We start from the raw sequence: 17842 nt of genomic DNA on the forward strand, positions 1-17842 counted from the left end.
AACAGTCTACTGCTGAGCAGGGAACCGTTCCTTTTCCTCAGTCGCCGGCGGTCCGCCGCCTGCTGCCTGGATAAGCCGCTCCGCGACTGCGCGTGCATGGTCCCGGAATTCCGCAGGGGAGAGGATCTCGAAGTCCATGCCCAGGGAGGCCAGATGGGCGGCAGGAGTGTCCAGCCTGTCCCAGCCTGCGCGGAGAATGGTCCTGTCCTCTCCTTCTGCGTTCAGGCTTGCCGTTTGTGGCCCTACGAGGGCGGCTACTTCTTGGATCGGGGCATGAAGCCGGATCACCAGGTCATATTTGTAGGGCGATCGGGTGATGGATTCCTGAACATAGGCGGCGATGTCCTTGGCGGGCAGCTGCCGGGGAACAAACCGCTTGCGCTCAGTCGGCATGGAGGAAATCCGGTCGGCGCGGAAGGTACGCCAGTCCTCCCTTTCTGTATCCCATGCCACGAAGTACCAGCGACGTCCCGTGTCCACCAGCCGATAGGGCTCGACAAGACGGCGACCGGTGCCGCCGTCGGCCTTTGTGTAGTCAAAGCTCAGTTCCCGGCGGTCAGTGATGGCCGCCGAAATCGCAGTCAGCTGCAGGGGATCCACAGGTGCCGCATCGCTGGGAAGGGTAGTGACAGTGTTTTTGAGGGCACCGAACCGGTGTCGCAGCCGCGAGGGAAGAACCTGCTCCAGCTTGGCCAATGCACGGACCGACGATTCGCCTATCCCGGCCACTGGGCCTGCAGCGACAGCGCTGAGGCCCAAGGCGACAGCCAAGGCCTCGTCGTCGTCCAGGAGGAGGGGAGGTAGTTCGGCTCCGGCGCCGAGTTGGTATCCGCCCGCTATTCCCGGTGATGCGTGGATCGGATAGCCGAGGGTACGGAGTTTGCCAATATCACGCCGGATGGTCCTCTCCGTCACCTGCATCCGCTCGGCGAGGGCGGGCCCGGTCCGTTCCCGGCGGATCTGAAGCAACGAAAGCAACTGCAGGAGGCGGGCGGAGGTCTGGATCATGACCCCAAATGTACTTCATGTGTAAAGGAATCGAGGACCGAATCCGTCCTCAAGCGGCCGTAGGATCTGGTCACTGACGTGGTCAGCTAACGACGTGATCGGCAGGGAACCACATGCTGAGGGCTGTCGCTGCGCCTGGCCAGTGTTTCCTGGCCAGATTCACTTGGCTGGAATCTTTTGGCCGGGGAGCTCTGGAGCAGGACAGCGGCAGCCCTTTTGGTCAGAAATTGCGGAGTGTGTAGTTGGTGCTGGGCAGGTCCATAGCCTTCCAGTCAGGGTGGGACTCCTCGCGGGGAGTGTGGCCACGACCGTCACCCAGGATGCTTGTCAGGGTGGCGGGAAGTACGACGAGGAGGAGGACGATGAGTACAACGGCGATGATTTCCATGACTCAATCCTTCTCCTGCCGGGCATCACGGAACAGTGGCAGAAATGCCCAAAAAGCTATAATTCCTGCCAACCATCTGCCATACTGAATTCATGCTTAAATCCGTGGCGGTAATCGTTGTCCCGCACTTCTCGCTCTTCGAGTTCGGTACGGCCTACGAGGTCTTCGGCATCGACAGATCGGCGCGTGAAGGGGGAGTGCCCGCGTTTGATTTCCGGGTCTGCGCCCCCGAGCCCGGAGACATTCCGCTCAAGGGCGGCCTGTCGATGAACGTCGCTCTGGGGCTGGAGGCCACGGCCGACGCCGATCTGGTGATTATGACTCCCTATGGCCGGGATGAAGATGTGCATGAAGACGTGCTGGATGCCCTGCGCGCAGCACATGCCCGTGGAGCCTGGGTCATGTCCATCTGTTCCGGAGCCTTCGCACTGGCCAGGGCAGGGCTCCTTGATGGTCGCCGCTGCACCACCCACTGGCACTATTCCAATGAGCTTGCCGCCAAATTCCCGGACGTGATGGTTGATGAGAATGTGCTGTACGTCCAGGACGGAAACCTCGTGACGAGTGCCGGTACTGCCGCCGGAATTGATGCCAGCCTGCACCTTGTCCGGGTTGAGCTCGGGGCTGGCGTGGCTGCCTCGATTGCCCGGGACATGGTGGTTCCTCCACATCGCGACGGTGGCCAGGCCCAGTTCATCGAACGCCCCATGCCGACTTGCGGATCGGCTCCCATGGAGGAGTTGCTGCGGTGGATGGTGACGCATCTGGACGAGGAACATACTGTCAATGAGTTGGCCAACCGCCTGCATATGTCACCGCGGACGTTCGCCCGCCGGTTCCGTTCGGAAACGGGAACCACTCCGGCGGCGTGGCTGAATTCGCAGCGGGTTCTGAGGGCACAGGAATTGCTAGAATCCACTGACTTGAACATCGACGAGATTGCCCGTGAAGCAGGGTTCGGCCACTCCGTATTGCTCCGGCACCATTTCGCCAAGGTTCTCGACACGAGCCCGCAGCTGTACCGGAGGACCTTCAGGGGGCAGCTGGCCGCAGCCGTCTAGTCCGGTTCAGCGCTTTCCGTCCTTGTTGCGGGAAGCCTCCGCGGCCGCCCTGGTGTTGTCCACAAGAATGCGCCATGGGCCGGTAACAGCACGCTCCGGAAGCGTGGCCCGGTGCTGTCCTGCCCGGATGGAGTATATGAAGCGGTCGGGCTGGTTACCACCGCCATCCTCGTCCCGTCCAGGCACCGCATCCCACGGACACGCATCAATAAGGGGCTCCCAGCGGCTTTTGTCCGCAGGGGTCACAGCCTTCACGCTCCACTCACGGGTCAGCGCAGCAATGCCGCCGCTGCGCTGGACGGTGATTTTCATGGCCTGGTTCCTGTGCTTCCGGTACTGCCGGACCGCTTTGGGTGCTTCCTTCACGGGGGTTCACTCTGTGCAGGCGGCGTCTTTTATAGCTTTACCTTGACAGTTTCCCATGCCAGCTTGACCGCGTCATGTTCCGGTGAAGCTGCTCCGAACAGCTCCTCTGCCGAAGCCAGAGTTACCTTGGCGAAGGCCCGGAACGTGGTGTCGGCCTTAAGCGAGCCGCTCGTCAGGGCGTCGTACCAGATGCGGCCAGGCGAGTCCCATGCATAACCGCCCAAACCTGAGGCCACAAGGTAGAACGCCCGGTTGGGTATGCCGGAGTTGATGTGAACTCCGCCGTTGTCGGCGCTGGTCCGTACATAGGAATCCATCGAGTCCGGCTGCGGATCTTTGCCCAGCACGTCGTCGTCATATGCCGTTCCCGGGGCCTTCATGGAGCGCAGGGCAGAACCTTCAACCTGGGACGTAAAAAGTCCTTCTCCAATGAGCCAGCTGGCTTCCGCAGCTGTTTGCTGTCCAACGAACTGCTCCACCAGGGCGCCAAAAACGTCGGAGAGGGATTCGTTGATTGCCCCGGCCTGGTTGCGGTAGGCGAGGCCGGCTGAATGCTGTGTGACCCCGTGAGCCAATTCGTGGCCGATAACGCTCAGGGAAAGCGTGAACCTTTGAAAGATCTCCCCGTCCCCATCGCCGAAGACCATCTGCGATCCGTCCCAGAAGGCGTTGTCGTACAGCTTCCCGAAGTGCACCGTCGCGTCAAGCGGGAGGCCCTGCGCGTCTATGGAATTCCGCCCGAACACGTCCGCATAGAGCCGGTGCGTATGGCCGAGTCCATCGTAGGCCTCGTCGGCGGCCGGATCACCGGTAGCCGGTTCGCCTTCTTTCCGGACTACTTTGCCGGGCAGTATTTCCGCTTCCTGGGCATCGTAAACGGTCCTTTGCGGAGGGCCCGGTTTCACTTGGCGAATACCGGGAGGAAGGGCGGGGGAGGGCTGTGCCCGCGCAGCCTGCACGCTTTTGACGTGAATCAGCGCTTCCTTGGCCGCCCTGGCCGCCGCCGAAAACCGTGGCGCGTCCTGTGCCGCCACCCGCTTGAGGATGTACGGCGGAATGATCGAACAGTACATGGAATACCCCTTGCCGCTTGACCCGCTGTCTCTTGGAAATCAGCCTACGAGGGGGTAGCGACTTTTTTGCGGTGGCGCAGCAAAAGCCCGCCAATTCGTTGAACTGACGGGCTTTCGGTTGTGCCCTCGATAGGATTCGAACCTACGACCTTCTGCTCCGGAGGCAGACGCTCTATCCCCTGAGCTACGAGGGCATTTCAGGGATCCAGCCTTACCGGCGGGACGTCCTAGAGCTTAGCAGGAACGTAGCCCTGAAGGGAAAACCAGCGGCTCCTGACAGCCAGCGTCCCTCAATAGCCGGCAAAGGAATCAGTGTGTACCTTTTTGACCCCTGCCCGCCGGGCGGCAGAACGTAGGGATCGAACGCTGGCAGGGGAGCCGGAAATGTAGACCTCACGCTCTGAAATGTCCGGCACAAGCTCTTTCAGGGCGGGCCCGTCAATCCGGGCGGAGCGGCCGGGGCCGGGGCCTGCTACTGCCTGCACGGATCCCTCCAGCCGTGAGGCACTGTCCGGCGCCACGCCAGCGAAAGCATTGTGGAACGACCGTGGCGGCGCAGATCCGTCCGAGAGCCGTACGATGACTCGCGCCCCTGACTTTTCCAGCTCGTCCGCATAGGCGAGTTCGGCGCCGTTCTTGGCGAGGTACAGCAGCACCACATCGCGTTCGCGGGCGGCACCGGCATTAAGGTGTGCCAGGAACGGAGTGATGCCGATCCCTGCTGCGATCAGCAGTACGGGAACAGAGGGGTCACGCGGCATGACAAAGTCCCCACCCACAGCCGTGGCGGTCACAGTGTCGCCCGGCTCCAAGGACTGGAGCGCGCGTTTGGCAGCGGAGAGGGGTTCAGCGGTACCGACACCGAAGGAAACATCCGGGTCGTCGGGGGAGCTTGTGACGCTGAAGACGCGACGGCGGCCCTTCCCGTCAGAGCCGGTGTGCGGGAGGTTCAGTTCCATGTATTGCCCGGGGGTAAACCTTACGGAGCGCTCCGGGCGGAACGTGAATTCCGTCGTCGTAGGCGTGAGGGGGCGGGAGCCCTGGAAATGGAGCCGGATACCGCCGCGCTGGCCCGCGAAGAAGGCGACCAGGTTGCCCAACAACAGCGCCAGTTCGGGGGAATTCGCCACGAACCCGAAGTTGTACGGCAGGGCAAAAACAACACCGACGACGGCGGCGAGCCCCAGTTGCTGCCAACGGCGGGGCGGCAAGGTCAGTGGTTCGGTGAGCATAAAACCGACAAAAAACAGTATGGGCCGCTGGGCAAGGGGCTGCCACAAGGCCGCCCCGGCCGACATTCCTGCACGCAATAGTTCAACTGCCACGATTGACGTGGAGGCGACAACGAACACAAGGCCCATAATCACCTTCCTGGTCCGGTAAAGCACCAGCACAATGCCCGGAACCAGGAGCAGGAGCATCGAAGGGGTGGCCGCCCACCAGGTCGCGATATTCAGGCCGGTCAGTCCTGTGATGAACGCGCCGGCGGCGGCAGGGTTGAAGATGTGGCGGCCCCGCCAGGCGAGGGCATACTTGGAGGCGGACGCCAGGACACAGGCAAGTGCCACACCTGCCATATCGAGCGTTTTGAACGAGGGCCAGAACAGGAAGTACAGCAGGAGCCCGGTGATCAGGGAGGATTCGGAATGTGGCTGTACCCGGAAGAGGGCGGCCAGGCCCCGGTTGGATCCATAAGTCAGCCCAAGGCACAGCGCCAGGTGCGCCAACATTTCCGGAATACCGAAGGTCAGCCATCCCAGGACGTTCAGCAGCAGGCTGTACGCCACAAGAATCCCCAGGACCCAGAGCACAAGGCGGTACATCGTCAGGCGGTTGAGCGCAGTGTCCAGGCGCGTAGCGACGGGGCTCCGCAAACTGATGGAACTCATGAGAAAAGTACTCCTTCGAAGTCTGCCGAGTATTCTGCGCTTCCGTCCGAGAAGACCTTGAGCCAGGAGAAATCGAAGTCCTCCTTGAGCCGGTCCCCGGAAACCAGAAACAGTGCCGTGGCCAGCGCGTCCGCCACCATGGCGCTGGAAGCCACGGTCCAGGTGGCCACTATGGTTTGCACCGGAGCGCCGCTTAATCCGTCCAGAACGTGGTGCAGCCCGTCGCCCCAGGTCCGTCTGTTTGAGGCTGATGCGCACAGTGCGCCGGCGCGCAGCCTGATTGTCCCGATGGCACGTTCGGGATCGTACGGGTGTTCGAGTCCTATGGACACGGGTTTGGGACCTGAATTGAACAGGTCACCGCTGGCATCGAGGAAGTATTCGCTGAATCCCTGCGCCAAAAGCTCCTTGGACAGCAGGTCTACCAGTTGCCCCTTGCCGGCGGCGCCAATGTCCAGCACAACAGGTGCCGACGTCGACAGGATGGAACCTTCCCATTGCAGAACGTCCTCCCAGCGCGGCGGTGCCACCGGTGATCCCTTAGGAAGCAAGGTGTATCCGGCGTCGTAACCAAGGTGCTCAAGGCTTCCCCCGATCAGGGGTGTCATCGCGCCACCGCTGATCCGGTAGAGGTCGCGATAGAGCCAGCCCAGCTCAGCGGCGTTGTCAGGCATCTCGAAACGGCCGGACTCCCTCGCGGCAGAAGCCACCAGGGAGTCCGGGCGGAAACGGGACCAGGCGGAGTCGTACTCCTCAACGATGGCCAGAAGCCTGCGTTGCTGCACGTCCGCCAGCTGAATGGGCGTACAGATCTCCCAACGGGTACCTATCCCGTCAAAAGTGAATGCCGCCCAACCCGGATGGGGCACGTGCTCTCCTAAGATGTGGAACTGTTGCAGTTGGTAGTGGCTACTTGGCCTGGGACCTGATCTTTTCCACGGCGTCATTGAACCCGCCGCTGGTCAGGGACGAACCGGCCACCTTGGATACATTGAGTTCATCCAGCTTCTTTCCCACGACCTGCGCCTGGATCCCTCCGGCGAACTCACCCTGGAATTTCTTGGTGTTCGGGTTGGTCGGGTGCTCGGTGATTTTTACGGCTGATACCGTCCCGTCCGCCAACGTCAGCTCGACGCCCACCGTCTCGGTGCCGTTGGGGGAGACATAGTTACCGTCGGCGCTGTAGGTCCCGTCCTTGTAGCCGGAGGCCGTCCCGGAGGTTGCCAGTGAGCTCGAGGGTACGGCGGACGTAGTTGCGCTTGTAGCTGCGGGAGTGCTGGCTGCCGGAGAGGTGGCTGACGGTGCACATCCGGCCACGGTTCCTACCAGGGAGAGGCCGGCGACGCCAACGAACAGACTTTTGCGGGCGGTTTTCATACAGGGCTCGATTCTCGTTCGGGGACTGTTACGGATGTGACAACGTCAGAATCAGCGTAATGGTTCATCATTTCCTGGCGCTGTGAATTTCCTGTGAACGCTAATCCTTCCAAAAAAGAACTCTAAGAGCACCCCGAAAAGCATCCGGGATTGCGGTTCGCGACGACTGCTGCCGCAATGCAAATTCCGCTGGATTGCAGGGCACCGGTAGGCTAGATGCGTGACCCCCGAAGAACTCTCCCTCGCCATATCCGCCTGCCTGAAAGACGCCGTCGCGGCCGGCGACGTCGCCCTCGAGGCTTCGGCTGTGCCCGAGGAGGTCCGCGTGGAGCGTCCGAAGAACCGTGACCACGGCGATTGGGCCACCAATATCGCACTGCAGCTGTCCAAGCAGGCAGGCATGAATCCGCGTGAGTTTGCTGCCGTACTAAGCACAAGGCTTAAGACCATCGACGGCGTCTCGTCGGTGGACATCGCCGGACCGGGATTCCTGAACATCACCGTAGATGCAGCGACTGCCGGCGCGCTGGCGAAGGCCATTGTGGAGGCCGGTCCAGCGTATGGAACCAATTCTGCGCTCGCCGGCCACGTGGTGAACATGGAGTTTGTCTCTGCCAATCCCACCGGCCCCTTGCATATTGGGCATACAAGGTGGGCTGCTTTGGGTGATGCAATCGCCAGGGTTCTCCGTGCCTCCGGCGCAAAAGTCACGGCCGAGTACTACATCAACGACGCCGGCTCCCAGATGAATGTCTTCGCAGAGTCGGTGCTGGCCCGCCTGCACGGCAGGGATGTGCCGGAAGGCGGCTACCCCGGCCAGTACATCGCAGACCTCGGCCACCACGTGTTGACCCGGCATCCGGATATCCGTGAACTTACTGATGTTGCGGCGCTGCCTGTCATCCGGGCCGCCTCCTATGAGGCGCAGCTTGAGGACATCAAGCACACGCTGGCGGATTTCGGTGTGGTGTTCGATACCTATTTCTCCGAAAAGGACCTGCACGACGGCGGGGCGATCGAAAGTGCCGTTGCCCGCCTGCGCCAACAGGGCCACGTGTTCGACGACGGCGGGGCAGTCTGGCTGCGCACCACTGACTTCGGCGACGACAAGGACAGGGTCATGATCCGGGCCAACGGGGAGCCCACGTACTTTGCCGCAGACGCTGCGTACTACTTGTCCAAAAAGGATCGCGGCTACGATCAAAAGATTTATCTCCTGGGCGCCGATCACCATGGCTACATCAACCGCCTCAAGGCAATTGCGGCGTGCGCCGGAGATGATCCTGACGTCAACATCGAGGTCCTGATCGGTCAGCTGGTCTCCGTGAATGGAGCCAAGCTCTCCAAGCGTGCAGGCAACATCATCGAGCTCAAGGACCTCATCGATTGGCTGGGCAAAGATGCCGTCAGGTATTCCCTGGCCCGGTTCCCGGCAGATTCCCCGCTGACGCTCGATCCTGAGCTGCTGAAGAAGCACAGCAACGAGAACCCCGTCTTCTACGTCCAGTACGCCCACGCCCGTTCACGCGGTACAGCCCGTAACGCTGTCGCAGCCGGTGTGGACCGAAGCGCCTTTGATGCTTCCCTGCTGGAGCATGCCACTGAGAACGAACTCCTGTCCTATCTCGGCAGCTATCCCTCGATCGTTGCCAAGGCCGCTGAACTCCGTGAGCCGCACCGGATAGCCCGCCACCTTGAAGTGATCGCCGGCGCCTACCACCGCTGGTATGACGCCTGCCGGGTGGCGCCGCTCGGGGATGAAGCCATCACCGACCTCAACCGCACCAGGCTGTGGCTCAACGATGCCACGAGCCAGGTGCTGGCCAATGGACTTGATCTGCTGGGCGTTTCGGCGCCGGAACGGATGTGAGACAGATGAACGAAGTGAATACCAGCGCAGTGAATACCAACAGCCATACCAACGCAGTGAGTGCGCATCAGGCCTCGCCACTGGCGCCTGAGTGGCTGCAGCTGCCTGCAGACCTGAACGTCCTGCATCCACCGATGTGGGCAGGGGGCGTGGAACGCAACGACGACGGCGAGTTGGCCATAGACGGGATCCCCGTCAGCCGCCTGCGGGAAGAGTTCGGTACGCCCCTGTTTGTGATGAGCGAAACGGATTTCCGCTCACGTGCCCGCGCCTTCAAGGACGCCTTCGACGACGCGTTCGCTGATGTTTGCGGGGGAGTGGACGTCTACTATGCAGGCAAGTCTTTCCTCTGCAGCGCAGTGGCCAGCTGGGTTGCTGGCGAGGGCCTGCGACTGGACACGTGTTCAGGCGGGGAACTTGCTGTCGCTGCCAAAGCCGGGATTGAGGGCCCTCATCTTGGGCTCCATGGCAACAACAAGTCCGATGCCGAAATCAACCGCGCGCTGGACATGAACGTTGGCCGCATCGTGGTGGACAGCCTAGCCGAGCTTGAGCGGGTGGCCAAGATTGCCTCCGATCGCGGCGAGATGGCCAAGGTGATGCTGCGTCTGACACCGGGAGTGCACGCCCACACCCACGAGTTCATTGCCACCGCCCACGAGGATCAGAAGTTCGGCCTTTCAATGGCGGGCGATTCCACGGACGAGGCCGGTTTGTCTGCTGCCGAGGAAGCAGTGGCCGCTGCCACCAGCTACCCCAGCATTGAACTCATCGGCGTCCACTGCCATATCGGCTCGCAGATCTTCGAAGCCGATGGTTTCGCCCTTGCGGCGGCTAAGCTCCTGGACTTCCTGGCAGCAATGCAGGCCAAGTACTCAATTGTCCTGCCGGAACTGGACCTGGGGGGAGGTTATGGCATTGCCTACACTCCTGTGGACAGTCCCCGCCCGCCCTCTGAGATCGCCCAGGCGATGGCCGCCGTCGTGCGGTCAAAATGTGCCGAACTGAACATCCAGGCCCCGCGGATCTCGATCGAGCCGGGCCGCGCGATCGTGGGCACGTCCACGTTCACCCTCTATGAGGTGGGCACATTGAAGACAGTCCGGGTGGACAGCCCCGCTGTTTCCGGTGATTCGGCCGATTCGGGAAGCGTAAACGTTACGCACCCCCGCCGCTATGTGTCAGTGGACGGCGGAATGAGCGACAACGCCCGTCCGGTGCTCTACGACGCCGATTATTCGGCGATCCTGGCCTCCAGGGCCTCCGCAGCCGCGCCGCAGCTGTCCCGAGTGGTGGGCAAACATTGCGAGAGCGGCGACATAGTTGTTAGAGATGTATATCTGCCCGAGGACGTGGCAGCCGGTGATCTTCTCGCTGTACCGGGTACCGGCGCCTACTGCTGGGCCCTGGCAAGCAACTACAACTATCTGGCCCGGCCGGGCGTTGTCGCTGTGCGCGACGGATCAACCCGGCTGATTGTCCGCGGGGAAACCGAAGAAGATCTGTTAAACCGTGACATGGGAGTGGCGAATGACTGAAGTGCGAACCCTGAAGGTAGCCCTGCTGGGCTGTGGCAACGTTGGGGCCCAGGTAGCGCGGATTCTCATTGAAGACGCCGAAGCCCTCGCCGCCCGCACGGGCGCGCGGCTGGAACTGTCCGGCATCGCGGTGCGCAACGTCAACGCAAAGCGCGACGTCGAGCTTCCGCAGGAGCTGTTCACCACCGATGCCGACACCCTCGTCAAAGATGCAGATATGGTCATCGAGCTCATGGGCGGCATCGAACCGGCCAGATCGCTGATCCTCACAGCCATCCAGAACGGCGCCTGCGTGGTGACGGGAAACAAAGCCCTCCTGGCCCAGGACGGTCCCACTCTCTACGAAGAAGCCGACAAGGCCGGCGTCCAGTTGTCCTACGAAGCAGCTGTGGCAGGGGCAATCCCCATCCTCCGCCCCATCCGGGACAGCCTCTCCGGAGACCGCATCACCCGCGTGCTCGGCATTGTCAACGGCACCACCAACTTCATCCTTGACCAGATGGACTCCACCGGTGCCCAGTTCTCCGATGCCCTGGCCGAGGCTCAGAAGCTCGGCTATGCCGAAGCCGATCCCACGGCAGATGTCGAGGGTCACGACGCCGCCGCCAAGGCCGCCATCCTTGCCTCACTGTCGTTCCACACACGCTTTGCCCTCGAGAACGTGCATTGTGAAGGAATCAGCAACGTCAGCGCTGCGGACATCGCCGCTGCGAAGGATGCCGGATTCGTCATCAAGCTTCTGGCCATTGCTGAGAAACTGCCCGCCGCAGGCACGGAAACAGACGGCGGGGAAGGCGTCTCCGTCAGGGTTCACCCCACACTTCTTCCGAGGGAGCACCCGCTTGCCGCTGTCCGCGGTGCCTTCAATGCTGTTTTCATTGAAGCGGAAAACGCGGGCGAGCTGATGTTCTACGGCCAGGGAGCCGGCGGAACCCCCACCGCATCGGCAATCCTGGGAGACCTTATTTCGTCAGCCCGCCGCTTGGTCCTTGGGGGCCCTGGCCGCACGGAAACAACCACGGGCCACGTGCCGGCGCTCCCCATCGACGCCGCGCAAACCAGTTACTACATCGGACTGGACGTTGCAGACCAGCCCGGCGTGTTGGCAAAAATCGCGCGTCTCTTCGCAGACCACGGCGTTTCCATCGAAATCATGCGACAGACAATCCACCGCGACGCCGATTCCAACCTGGAAACGGCCGAACTGAGGATAGTCACGCACCGCGCAAGCGAAGCTGCACTGGCAGCAACCGTTGAGGCCGTGAAAGGCCTTGACGTCATCAATTCCGTTACATCCGTACTGCGGGTAGAAGGAGTCTAAGTGGCTCACCAATGGCGCGGAGTAGTCCGCGAATACGCTGATCGTTTGCCTGTTACGGAAGCCACGAAGGTGATCTCCCTTGGTGAGGGCGGCACTCCGCTGGTCCACGCCCGGCAGTTGTCCGAACTTACCGGTTCCACCGTCTACCTCAAGGTGGAAGGCATGAACCCCACCGGTTCCTTCAAGGACCGCGGAATGACCATGGCCATGACGGCAGCGGTCGCAGCCGGGGCCAAGGCAGTGGTGTGCGCGTCCACTGGCAACACCTCTGCTTCCGCGGCGGCCTACGCAACGGCGGCAGGACTGAAGTGTGCAGTGCTGGTGCCCGAAGGCAAGATTTCGATGGGTAAGTTGAGCCAGGCCATCGCCCACGGCGCAACGCTGCTCCAGGTGGACGGCAACTTCGATGACTGCCTCGACATCGCCCGCAAGCTGGGTGACTCCTACCCGGTTTTCCTGGTGAACTCCGTCAACCCCGCGAGGATCGAAGGCCAGAAAACCGGTGCCTTCGAAATCGTTGACGCCCTCGGTGACGCCCCGGACTTCCACGTACTCCCTGTAGGCAATGCCGGCAACATCAGCGCGTACTGGAAGGGTTACAAGGAGTACTCGGCACCGTTCGAATCCTTGACCGCAGGCACGCTTCCGGCTGTTTCCACCAAGACACCCACAATGTGGGGTTTCCAGGCCGCTGGTGCTGCACCGTTTGTGGCCGGACATCCGATTACCGAACCGGACACCATTGCCACTGCAATCCGGATCGGCAACCCGGCATCCTGGGATACTGCCGTTGCCGCCCGGGACGAATCCGGCGGCGTGATTGAAGCTGTTACCGATGAGGAAATCCTGGACGCGCACCGCTGGCTCTCCTCCCGTGAAGGCGTCTTTGTGGAACCCGGCTCAGCAGCCGGCGTTGCAGGCCTGATCAAGAAGCACGCCGCTGGCCAGGTTCCCGCAGGCAAGACCATCGTCATCACCGTCACGGGTCACGGCCTGAAGGATCCCCAGTGGGCGCTCAGGACCGAGGACGGCAGCGAAGTGCAGCCCGTCAAGGTTTCCAACGACGTCGTGACTGTCGCTTCTGAACTGGGACTGGAAGAAAAGTAGCGTTGGAAACGATGCTTAGGGCAGACGCGGAATCGCCCGCCATCGCTGCGGGACAGCAGGTGACTGTCCGGGTCCCTGCCACCAGCGCTAATCTGGGACCCGGTTACGACAGCCTGGGTCTGGCTCTGTCCTTGTATGACACTCTCACGGTAGAGACTCTGGGCACCGGCGAACTTCTCTTCGAACTGGCGGGCGAGGGCTCTGAGACACTTCCCCGTGACGCGAGCCACCTTGTGGTCAAGGCCATCACGGCCGCCCTCGCACGTCTGGGATTTCGCCATTCCGGCCTAAGAATCATCGCCAATAACGTCAATCCCCACGGCCGCGGACTTGGCTCATCGGCCTGCGCGGTGGTTGCAGCCGTTGTTGCAGCCAACGCCCTCGTACCGGCTCCTTCGCAGCGGGACCGTGAGTGGATTCTTCAGGTCACCAGTGAGATGGAAGGCCATCCGGACAACGTCGCTCCTGCCCTGTTCGGCGGCCTTGCGTTGTCATGGCAGGACAGTGACCAGTACAGCAGCACCTGCGCCGAGGTGTCGCCGCAGGTAGTGCCAATCGTCGCCGTGCCGGACTACGAACTCTCGACGGAGGCGGCGCGGGCGTTGCTTCCTGCCTCGATCGGACATCACGCGGCCGCGATGAACTCGGGCAGGGCGGCCTTGTTGATCCACGCCCTCACGCAGAAGCCGGAATTCCTGCTGGCAGGGACTGAGGACTACCTGCATCAGAGCTATCGGGCCGAGGCAATGCGCCCCAGCGCGGGCTTGCTTGGCGCCCTCCGGGCGGCAGGTCACGCCGCAGTTGTCTCCGGTGCAGGTCCCACGGTTCTGGTCCTGGCCAACGGGGAAGAAGAAGCCGAGGCCACCCTGGAATTCATCAGGAGCTACACGTCCGAGAACACGCCGGATGTCGCCTGGCGTGTGATGAAGCTGGCTGTGGACGTCGAAGGTGCTAAAGTGGACTTGCACCGGCGGTAATTCCGCAGGCAGTAAGCAGGCGGTAAGCAGGCAGTCAGGGACACCCGATGTTGGCCATGTTGCCTGTCTCGCATCTGCTGCTTCGATCTTCTACTGCGCTATATTTTCCGGTGCCACCTGCTTTTGGTCTGTAGCAGGAACCTGCAGAACATCTCTGCACCCCTGACCAGTCCTTCGTTCCGCATACCCGGAACATTCCAGGTGAATCAGTATCCGGCCCTGCTGGCCGAAATCCATCCGGCAAGGCCGAAATCCCGGCTGCAGATCTGAACTGCAGCCCAGATCAATCATCGCGTCCAGCTCCCAGTCTGGACGCCGTCGAGGGGGAAGGATCCTTCGTGACCGAAACCACTGAGCTGTCTCCAGCTGTGGACACATCATCTTCTGCTGCCGCATTAGCGGCCGCACCCAAGAGCAGCGGCCTTGCAGGCCTCAAGCTCGCCCAATTGCAGGCTCTCGCCAGCCAGTTGGGTATCTCCGGCGGATCCCGCATGCGTAAGGGGGATCTGGTTACGGCCATTTCCGCCCACCGTGCAGGTTCCTCGGCGAGCAAGGCTCCGGCCCGTTCTGCTGAGAAAGTGAGGGACAACTCCCTTGCCTCCTCTGCTCCGGCCCCGGTTGCCGTAACGGAAGCCCCCGCAGCACCAGCGCAGGAAAGCCCTGCCGCGGACACCACGAAAGCACGTGGACGCGGCCGCAGCCGTCGCGCTGGAAGCGACGGTGTGGTCAGCGCACCGGGTGCAGAAGCCCCGGCTCCGGATGCTGCACCCGTTGAAGCCCCGGCAGCAGCCAAGCAGGCCGCAACAGCTGAAGCGCCCTCTGCGGACGGCGCCGTAGAGCGTCGGCAGCCACGCACCCGCAACCGCCGCCGTGGAGAAGCAGCCGCCACGGCTACGGCTTCTGAGAGCGTCGAAGCCCCGTCTGAGCAGCCTGCCGCTGAGGATCGCGCCGAACAGCGTGCAACGGAACAGCGCGCATCTGAACAGCGTGGAACTGAACAGCGTGCACCTGAGCAGCGCGCTGCTGAGCAGGGCGAATCCGGCGATGCCGGCCAGCGCAACGAGCGCCGCGAAAACACTCGTGGCCGTGGCGGCCGCGACACCGGCGATGCCACAGGCACCCGCGAAAACAACCGTCAGGACACGCGTCCTGACACCCGTCGCGACGACAACCGTGACAACGATGATTCCGACGGCGGCAGCCGCAGGAACCGCCGCAACCGCCGCGACCGAAACGACCGGTCCGACAACCGCGACAGCAGGGACAGCCGGGACAACAACTCCCGCAACGACCGCTTCCGCGACCGCAACGAACGCCGTCGCGGTCGCAGCCAGGGACCCGACGTCGACGACGTCGAGGTCACCGAGGACGACGTCCTGCTGCCCGTAGCGGGCATCCTCGACGTCCTGGAGAACTACGCGTTCATCCGCACCTCGGGCTACCTCCCGGGCCCCAACGACGTCTACGTGTCCTTGGCCCAGGTCAAGAAGTACAGCCTGCGCAAGGGTGACGCCGTCGTCGGAGCCATCCGCGCCCCCCGTGACGGTGAGGACCGCAGCCAGCAGTCCGCCCGCCAGAAGTTCAACGCCCTCGTGCGCGTCACATCAGTCAACGGCAAGACTCCGGAAGAGCTCAGGGACCGCGTCGAGTTCGCCAAGCTTGTTCCGCTGTACCCGTCCGAGCGCCTCCGCCTCGAGACAGACCCCAAGAAGATCGGCCCCCGTGTCATCGACCTGGTTGCTCCCATCGGCAAGGGCCAGCGTGGCCTGATTGTCTCACCGCCCAAGGCCGGTAAAACCCTCATCCTGCAGTCGATCGCCAACGCAATCACCACCAACAATCCTGAGGTTCACCTCATGATGGTGCTTGTTGACGAACGTCCCGAAGAAGTCACCGACATGCAGCGCACGGTCAAGGGCGAGGTCATTGCCTCCACCTTCGACCGTCCCGCCGACGACCACACCACTGTGGCTGAACTGTCCATCGAGCGGGCAAAGCGCCTGGTCGAAATGGGCATGGATGTTGTGGTGCTCCTCGATTCCATGACGCGCCTTGGCCGCGCCTACAACCTGGCAGCACCGGCCTCCGGCCGCATCCTGTCCGGTGGTGTGGACTCCGCCGCGCTCTACCCGCCGAAGCGCTTCTTTGGCGCCGCCCGCAATATCGAAAACGGCGGTTCGCTCACCATCCTGGCAACGGCCCTCGTAGAGACCGGATCCAAGATGGACGAGGTGATCTTCGAAGAGTTCAAGGGCACCGGCAACATGGAGCTCCGCCTGTCCCGCCAGCTGGCTGACAAGCGCATCTTCCCGGCCGTGGACGTCAACGCGTCCGGTACCCGCCGTGAAGAGAACCTGCTTTCCCCCGAGGAAGTCAAGATCATGTGGAAGCTGCGCCGCGTCCTCTCCGGACTCGAAACGCAGCAGAGCCTTGAACTGCTGACCAACAAGATCCGGGAGACTCAAAGCAACGTCGAGTTCCTTATGCAGGTTCAGAAGACGACGCTTGGCGCAAAGTCGGATAACGACAAGTAGCTGAGTTCAAAGGCGGAGTGCCGGAATCCTTCGCACGGTCCGCCGTGTGGGTTTCCGCCTCCGCCTTCGCCGTTCAGTTTTGCCGCCCCCGCCCCTACGCTGGGAGGCTTTCGATCTTCGATCGCAAGCCTCCCAGCTTCGGCAGGCCCGATGCCACTCCCGGGGCGGCAAAGACCGAACGGCTTTGCTGTTTGCCCACCTTCGCTTTTGTGTTACTAGACTTGGAAAAGTCGAAAGAGGTTTTGAGAATGTTTGAGTCCGTACAGGGCCTGTTGGATGAGCATGATGCTATTCAGGCGCAGCTGGGGGATCCTGCTGTTTATGCTGACCCGCGGCTGGCACGGAAGCTGGGGCGGCGGTCTGCCCAGCTGAACGGCATTGTTGAGGCTTACCAGCGCTGGCACTCCATCCAGGACGATCTGGCTGCTGCGAAGGAAATGGCTGCGGAGGATCCCGAGTTCGCCGCTGAGGTGCCTCAGCTTGAGGAAGCCCTGGAATCGGCGGCGGCTAATTTGCGCAGGCTGCTCATTCCCAGGGATCCGGACGATGCCCGCAACGTCATCCTGGAGGTCAAGGGTGGTGAAGGTGGCGATGAGGCCGCCCTGTTCGCCGGTGACCTGCTCCGGATGTACATGCGCTATGCCGAATCCCGCGGCTGGAAGACAGAGCTTATTTCGGCCACGGAATCGGACCTGGGCGGTTACAAGGATGTCCAGATGGCGGTGAAGGGCAACTCCAACGATCCTGCCGAGGGGGTATACGCCCGGCTTAAGTTCGAAGGTGGCGTCCACCGGGTCCAGCGTGTTCCCGTGACCGAATCGCAGGGTCGCATCCACACCTCCGCCGCAGGGGTCCTGGTACTGCCTGAAGTGGACGAGCCCGAAGAGCTTGAGATCAGCCCGAACGACCTTAAGATCGATGTTTACCGGTCTTCAGGCCCGGGCGGCCAGTCCGTTAACACCACTGACTCCGCTGTCCGCCTCACCCACTTGCCTACAGGAATCGTGGTGGCAATGCAGAACGAGAAATCGCAGCTGCAGAACCGTGAAGCCGGCATGCGTGTTCTTCGTGCCCGCATCCTGGCTCATCAGCAGGAACAGATTGACGCGGAAAACTCCGCCCAGCGGAAGTCTCAGATCCGCACCATGGACCGCTCCGAGCGCATCCGTACCTATAACTATCCCGAGAACCGGATCGCGGATCACCGCACCGGGTATAAGGCGTACAACCTGGATCAGGTGATGAACGGCGATTTGGAGCCGGTCATCCAGTCGGCCATTGAGATGGACGAACAGTCACGCCTCGACGCTATCGGGGAATAACTTGAGTGAGG

Annotated in this window: 15 protein-coding genes and 1 tRNA gene; 8 read left to right on the top strand and 8 right to left on the bottom strand. The window is 62.2% G+C overall.

What is annotated here, in order from left to right; genetic code table 11:
• Positions 1-6: 6 nt before the first annotated feature.
• Complete coding sequence (locus tag M1E05_RS08220) at positions 7-1008, bottom strand: helix-turn-helix transcriptional regulator (protein ID WP_461164971.1); 1002 nt, start codon at positions 1006-1008, stop codon at positions 7-9.
• Positions 1009-1228: 220 nt separating this feature from the next.
• Entirely contained in the window at positions 1229-1396 is a 168-nt protein-coding gene (locus M1E05_RS08225; RefSeq protein WP_461164972.1) for a hypothetical protein, read from the bottom strand.
• Positions 1397-1488: 92 nt separating this feature from the next.
• On the opposite strand from M1E05_RS08225, the gene M1E05_RS08230 reads away from it, so the two are divergent.
• On the top strand, positions 1489-2457 hold the full coding sequence (locus tag M1E05_RS08230; protein WP_461164973.1) for a GlxA family transcriptional regulator: 969 nt from the start codon (positions 1489-1491) through the stop codon (positions 2455-2457).
• A 6-nt stretch (positions 2458-2463) separates the two neighbouring features.
• Here M1E05_RS08230 and M1E05_RS08235 read toward each other — a convergent pair whose 3' ends face one another.
• The 6 genes from M1E05_RS08235 to M1E05_RS08260 form a co-directional block, all read right to left on the bottom strand.
• On the bottom strand, positions 2464-2769 hold the full coding sequence (locus M1E05_RS08235; RefSeq protein ID WP_461165214.1) for a protealysin inhibitor emfourin: 306 nt from the start codon (positions 2767-2769) through the stop codon (positions 2464-2466).
• 83 nt (positions 2770-2852) lie between these two features.
• On the bottom strand, positions 2853-3896 hold the full coding sequence (locus M1E05_RS08240) for a M4 family metallopeptidase (RefSeq protein ID WP_461164974.1): 1044 nt from the start codon (positions 3894-3896) through the stop codon (positions 2853-2855).
• A gap of 121 nt (positions 3897-4017) precedes the next feature.
• Positions 4018-4090: transfer RNA gene (locus tag M1E05_RS08245), tRNA-Arg, on the bottom strand.
• A 96-nt stretch (positions 4091-4186) separates the two neighbouring features.
• A complete protein-coding gene (locus M1E05_RS08250) occupies positions 4187-5785 on the bottom strand; it encodes an FAD-dependent oxidoreductase (RefSeq protein ID WP_461164975.1) in 1599 nt (532 codons plus the stop codon).
• Positions 5782-6654 carry an FAD:protein FMN transferase gene (locus M1E05_RS08255; RefSeq protein WP_461164976.1) on the bottom strand — a complete coding sequence of 291 codons (873 nt, stop codon included), beginning with the start codon at positions 6652-6654 and terminating at the stop codon, positions 5782-5784. The genes M1E05_RS08250 and M1E05_RS08255 overlap by 4 nt, the downstream gene beginning before the upstream one ends.
• A 40-nt stretch (positions 6655-6694) precedes the next feature.
• Positions 6695-7162 (bottom strand): FMN-binding protein, encoded by a 468-nt coding sequence (locus M1E05_RS08260; protein WP_458111347.1) that lies wholly within the window; start codon positions 7160-7162, stop codon positions 6695-6697.
• 220 nt (positions 7163-7382) lie between these two features.
• On the opposite strand from M1E05_RS08260, the gene argS reads away from it, so the two are divergent.
• The 7 genes from argS to prfA all read left to right on the top strand — a co-directional run bounded on the left by argS (position 7383) and on the right by prfA (position 17831).
• The gene (gene argS / locus M1E05_RS08265; protein ID WP_461164977.1) at positions 7383-9032 is read left to right on the top strand and encodes an arginine--tRNA ligase; all 1650 of its coding nucleotides are present in this window, start codon (positions 7383-7385) and stop codon (positions 9030-9032) included.
• Between the two features lie 5 nt (positions 9033-9037).
• A complete protein-coding gene (gene lysA, locus M1E05_RS08270) occupies positions 9038-10570 on the top strand; it encodes a diaminopimelate decarboxylase (protein WP_461164978.1) in 1533 nt (510 codons plus the stop codon).
• Entirely contained in the window at positions 10563-11891 is a 1329-nt protein-coding gene (locus M1E05_RS08275) for a homoserine dehydrogenase (protein ID WP_461164979.1), read from the top strand. Before lysA ends, M1E05_RS08275 begins: the two co-directional genes overlap by 8 nt.
• Entirely contained in the window at positions 11892-12998 is a 1107-nt protein-coding gene (gene thrC, locus M1E05_RS08280) for a threonine synthase (RefSeq protein WP_458111344.1), read from the top strand. It begins immediately after the preceding gene.
• A gap of 11 nt (positions 12999-13009) precedes the next feature.
• Positions 13010-13975 (top strand): homoserine kinase, encoded by a 966-nt coding sequence (thrB, locus tag M1E05_RS08285; protein WP_458111343.1) that lies wholly within the window; start codon positions 13010-13012, stop codon positions 13973-13975.
• Between the two features lie 338 nt (positions 13976-14313).
• A complete protein-coding gene (gene rho, locus M1E05_RS08290; RefSeq protein ID WP_458111342.1) occupies positions 14314-16509 on the top strand; it encodes a transcription termination factor Rho in 2196 nt (731 codons plus the stop codon).
• Between the two features lie 248 nt (positions 16510-16757).
• Positions 16758-17831, top strand: coding sequence for a peptide chain release factor 1 (gene prfA / locus M1E05_RS08295; RefSeq protein WP_458111341.1), 1074 nt, complete (start codon positions 16758-16760; stop codon positions 17829-17831).
• Positions 17832-17842: the final 11 nt, after the last annotated feature.

Source organism: Arthrobacter sp. R4-81, assembly GCF_054792365.1.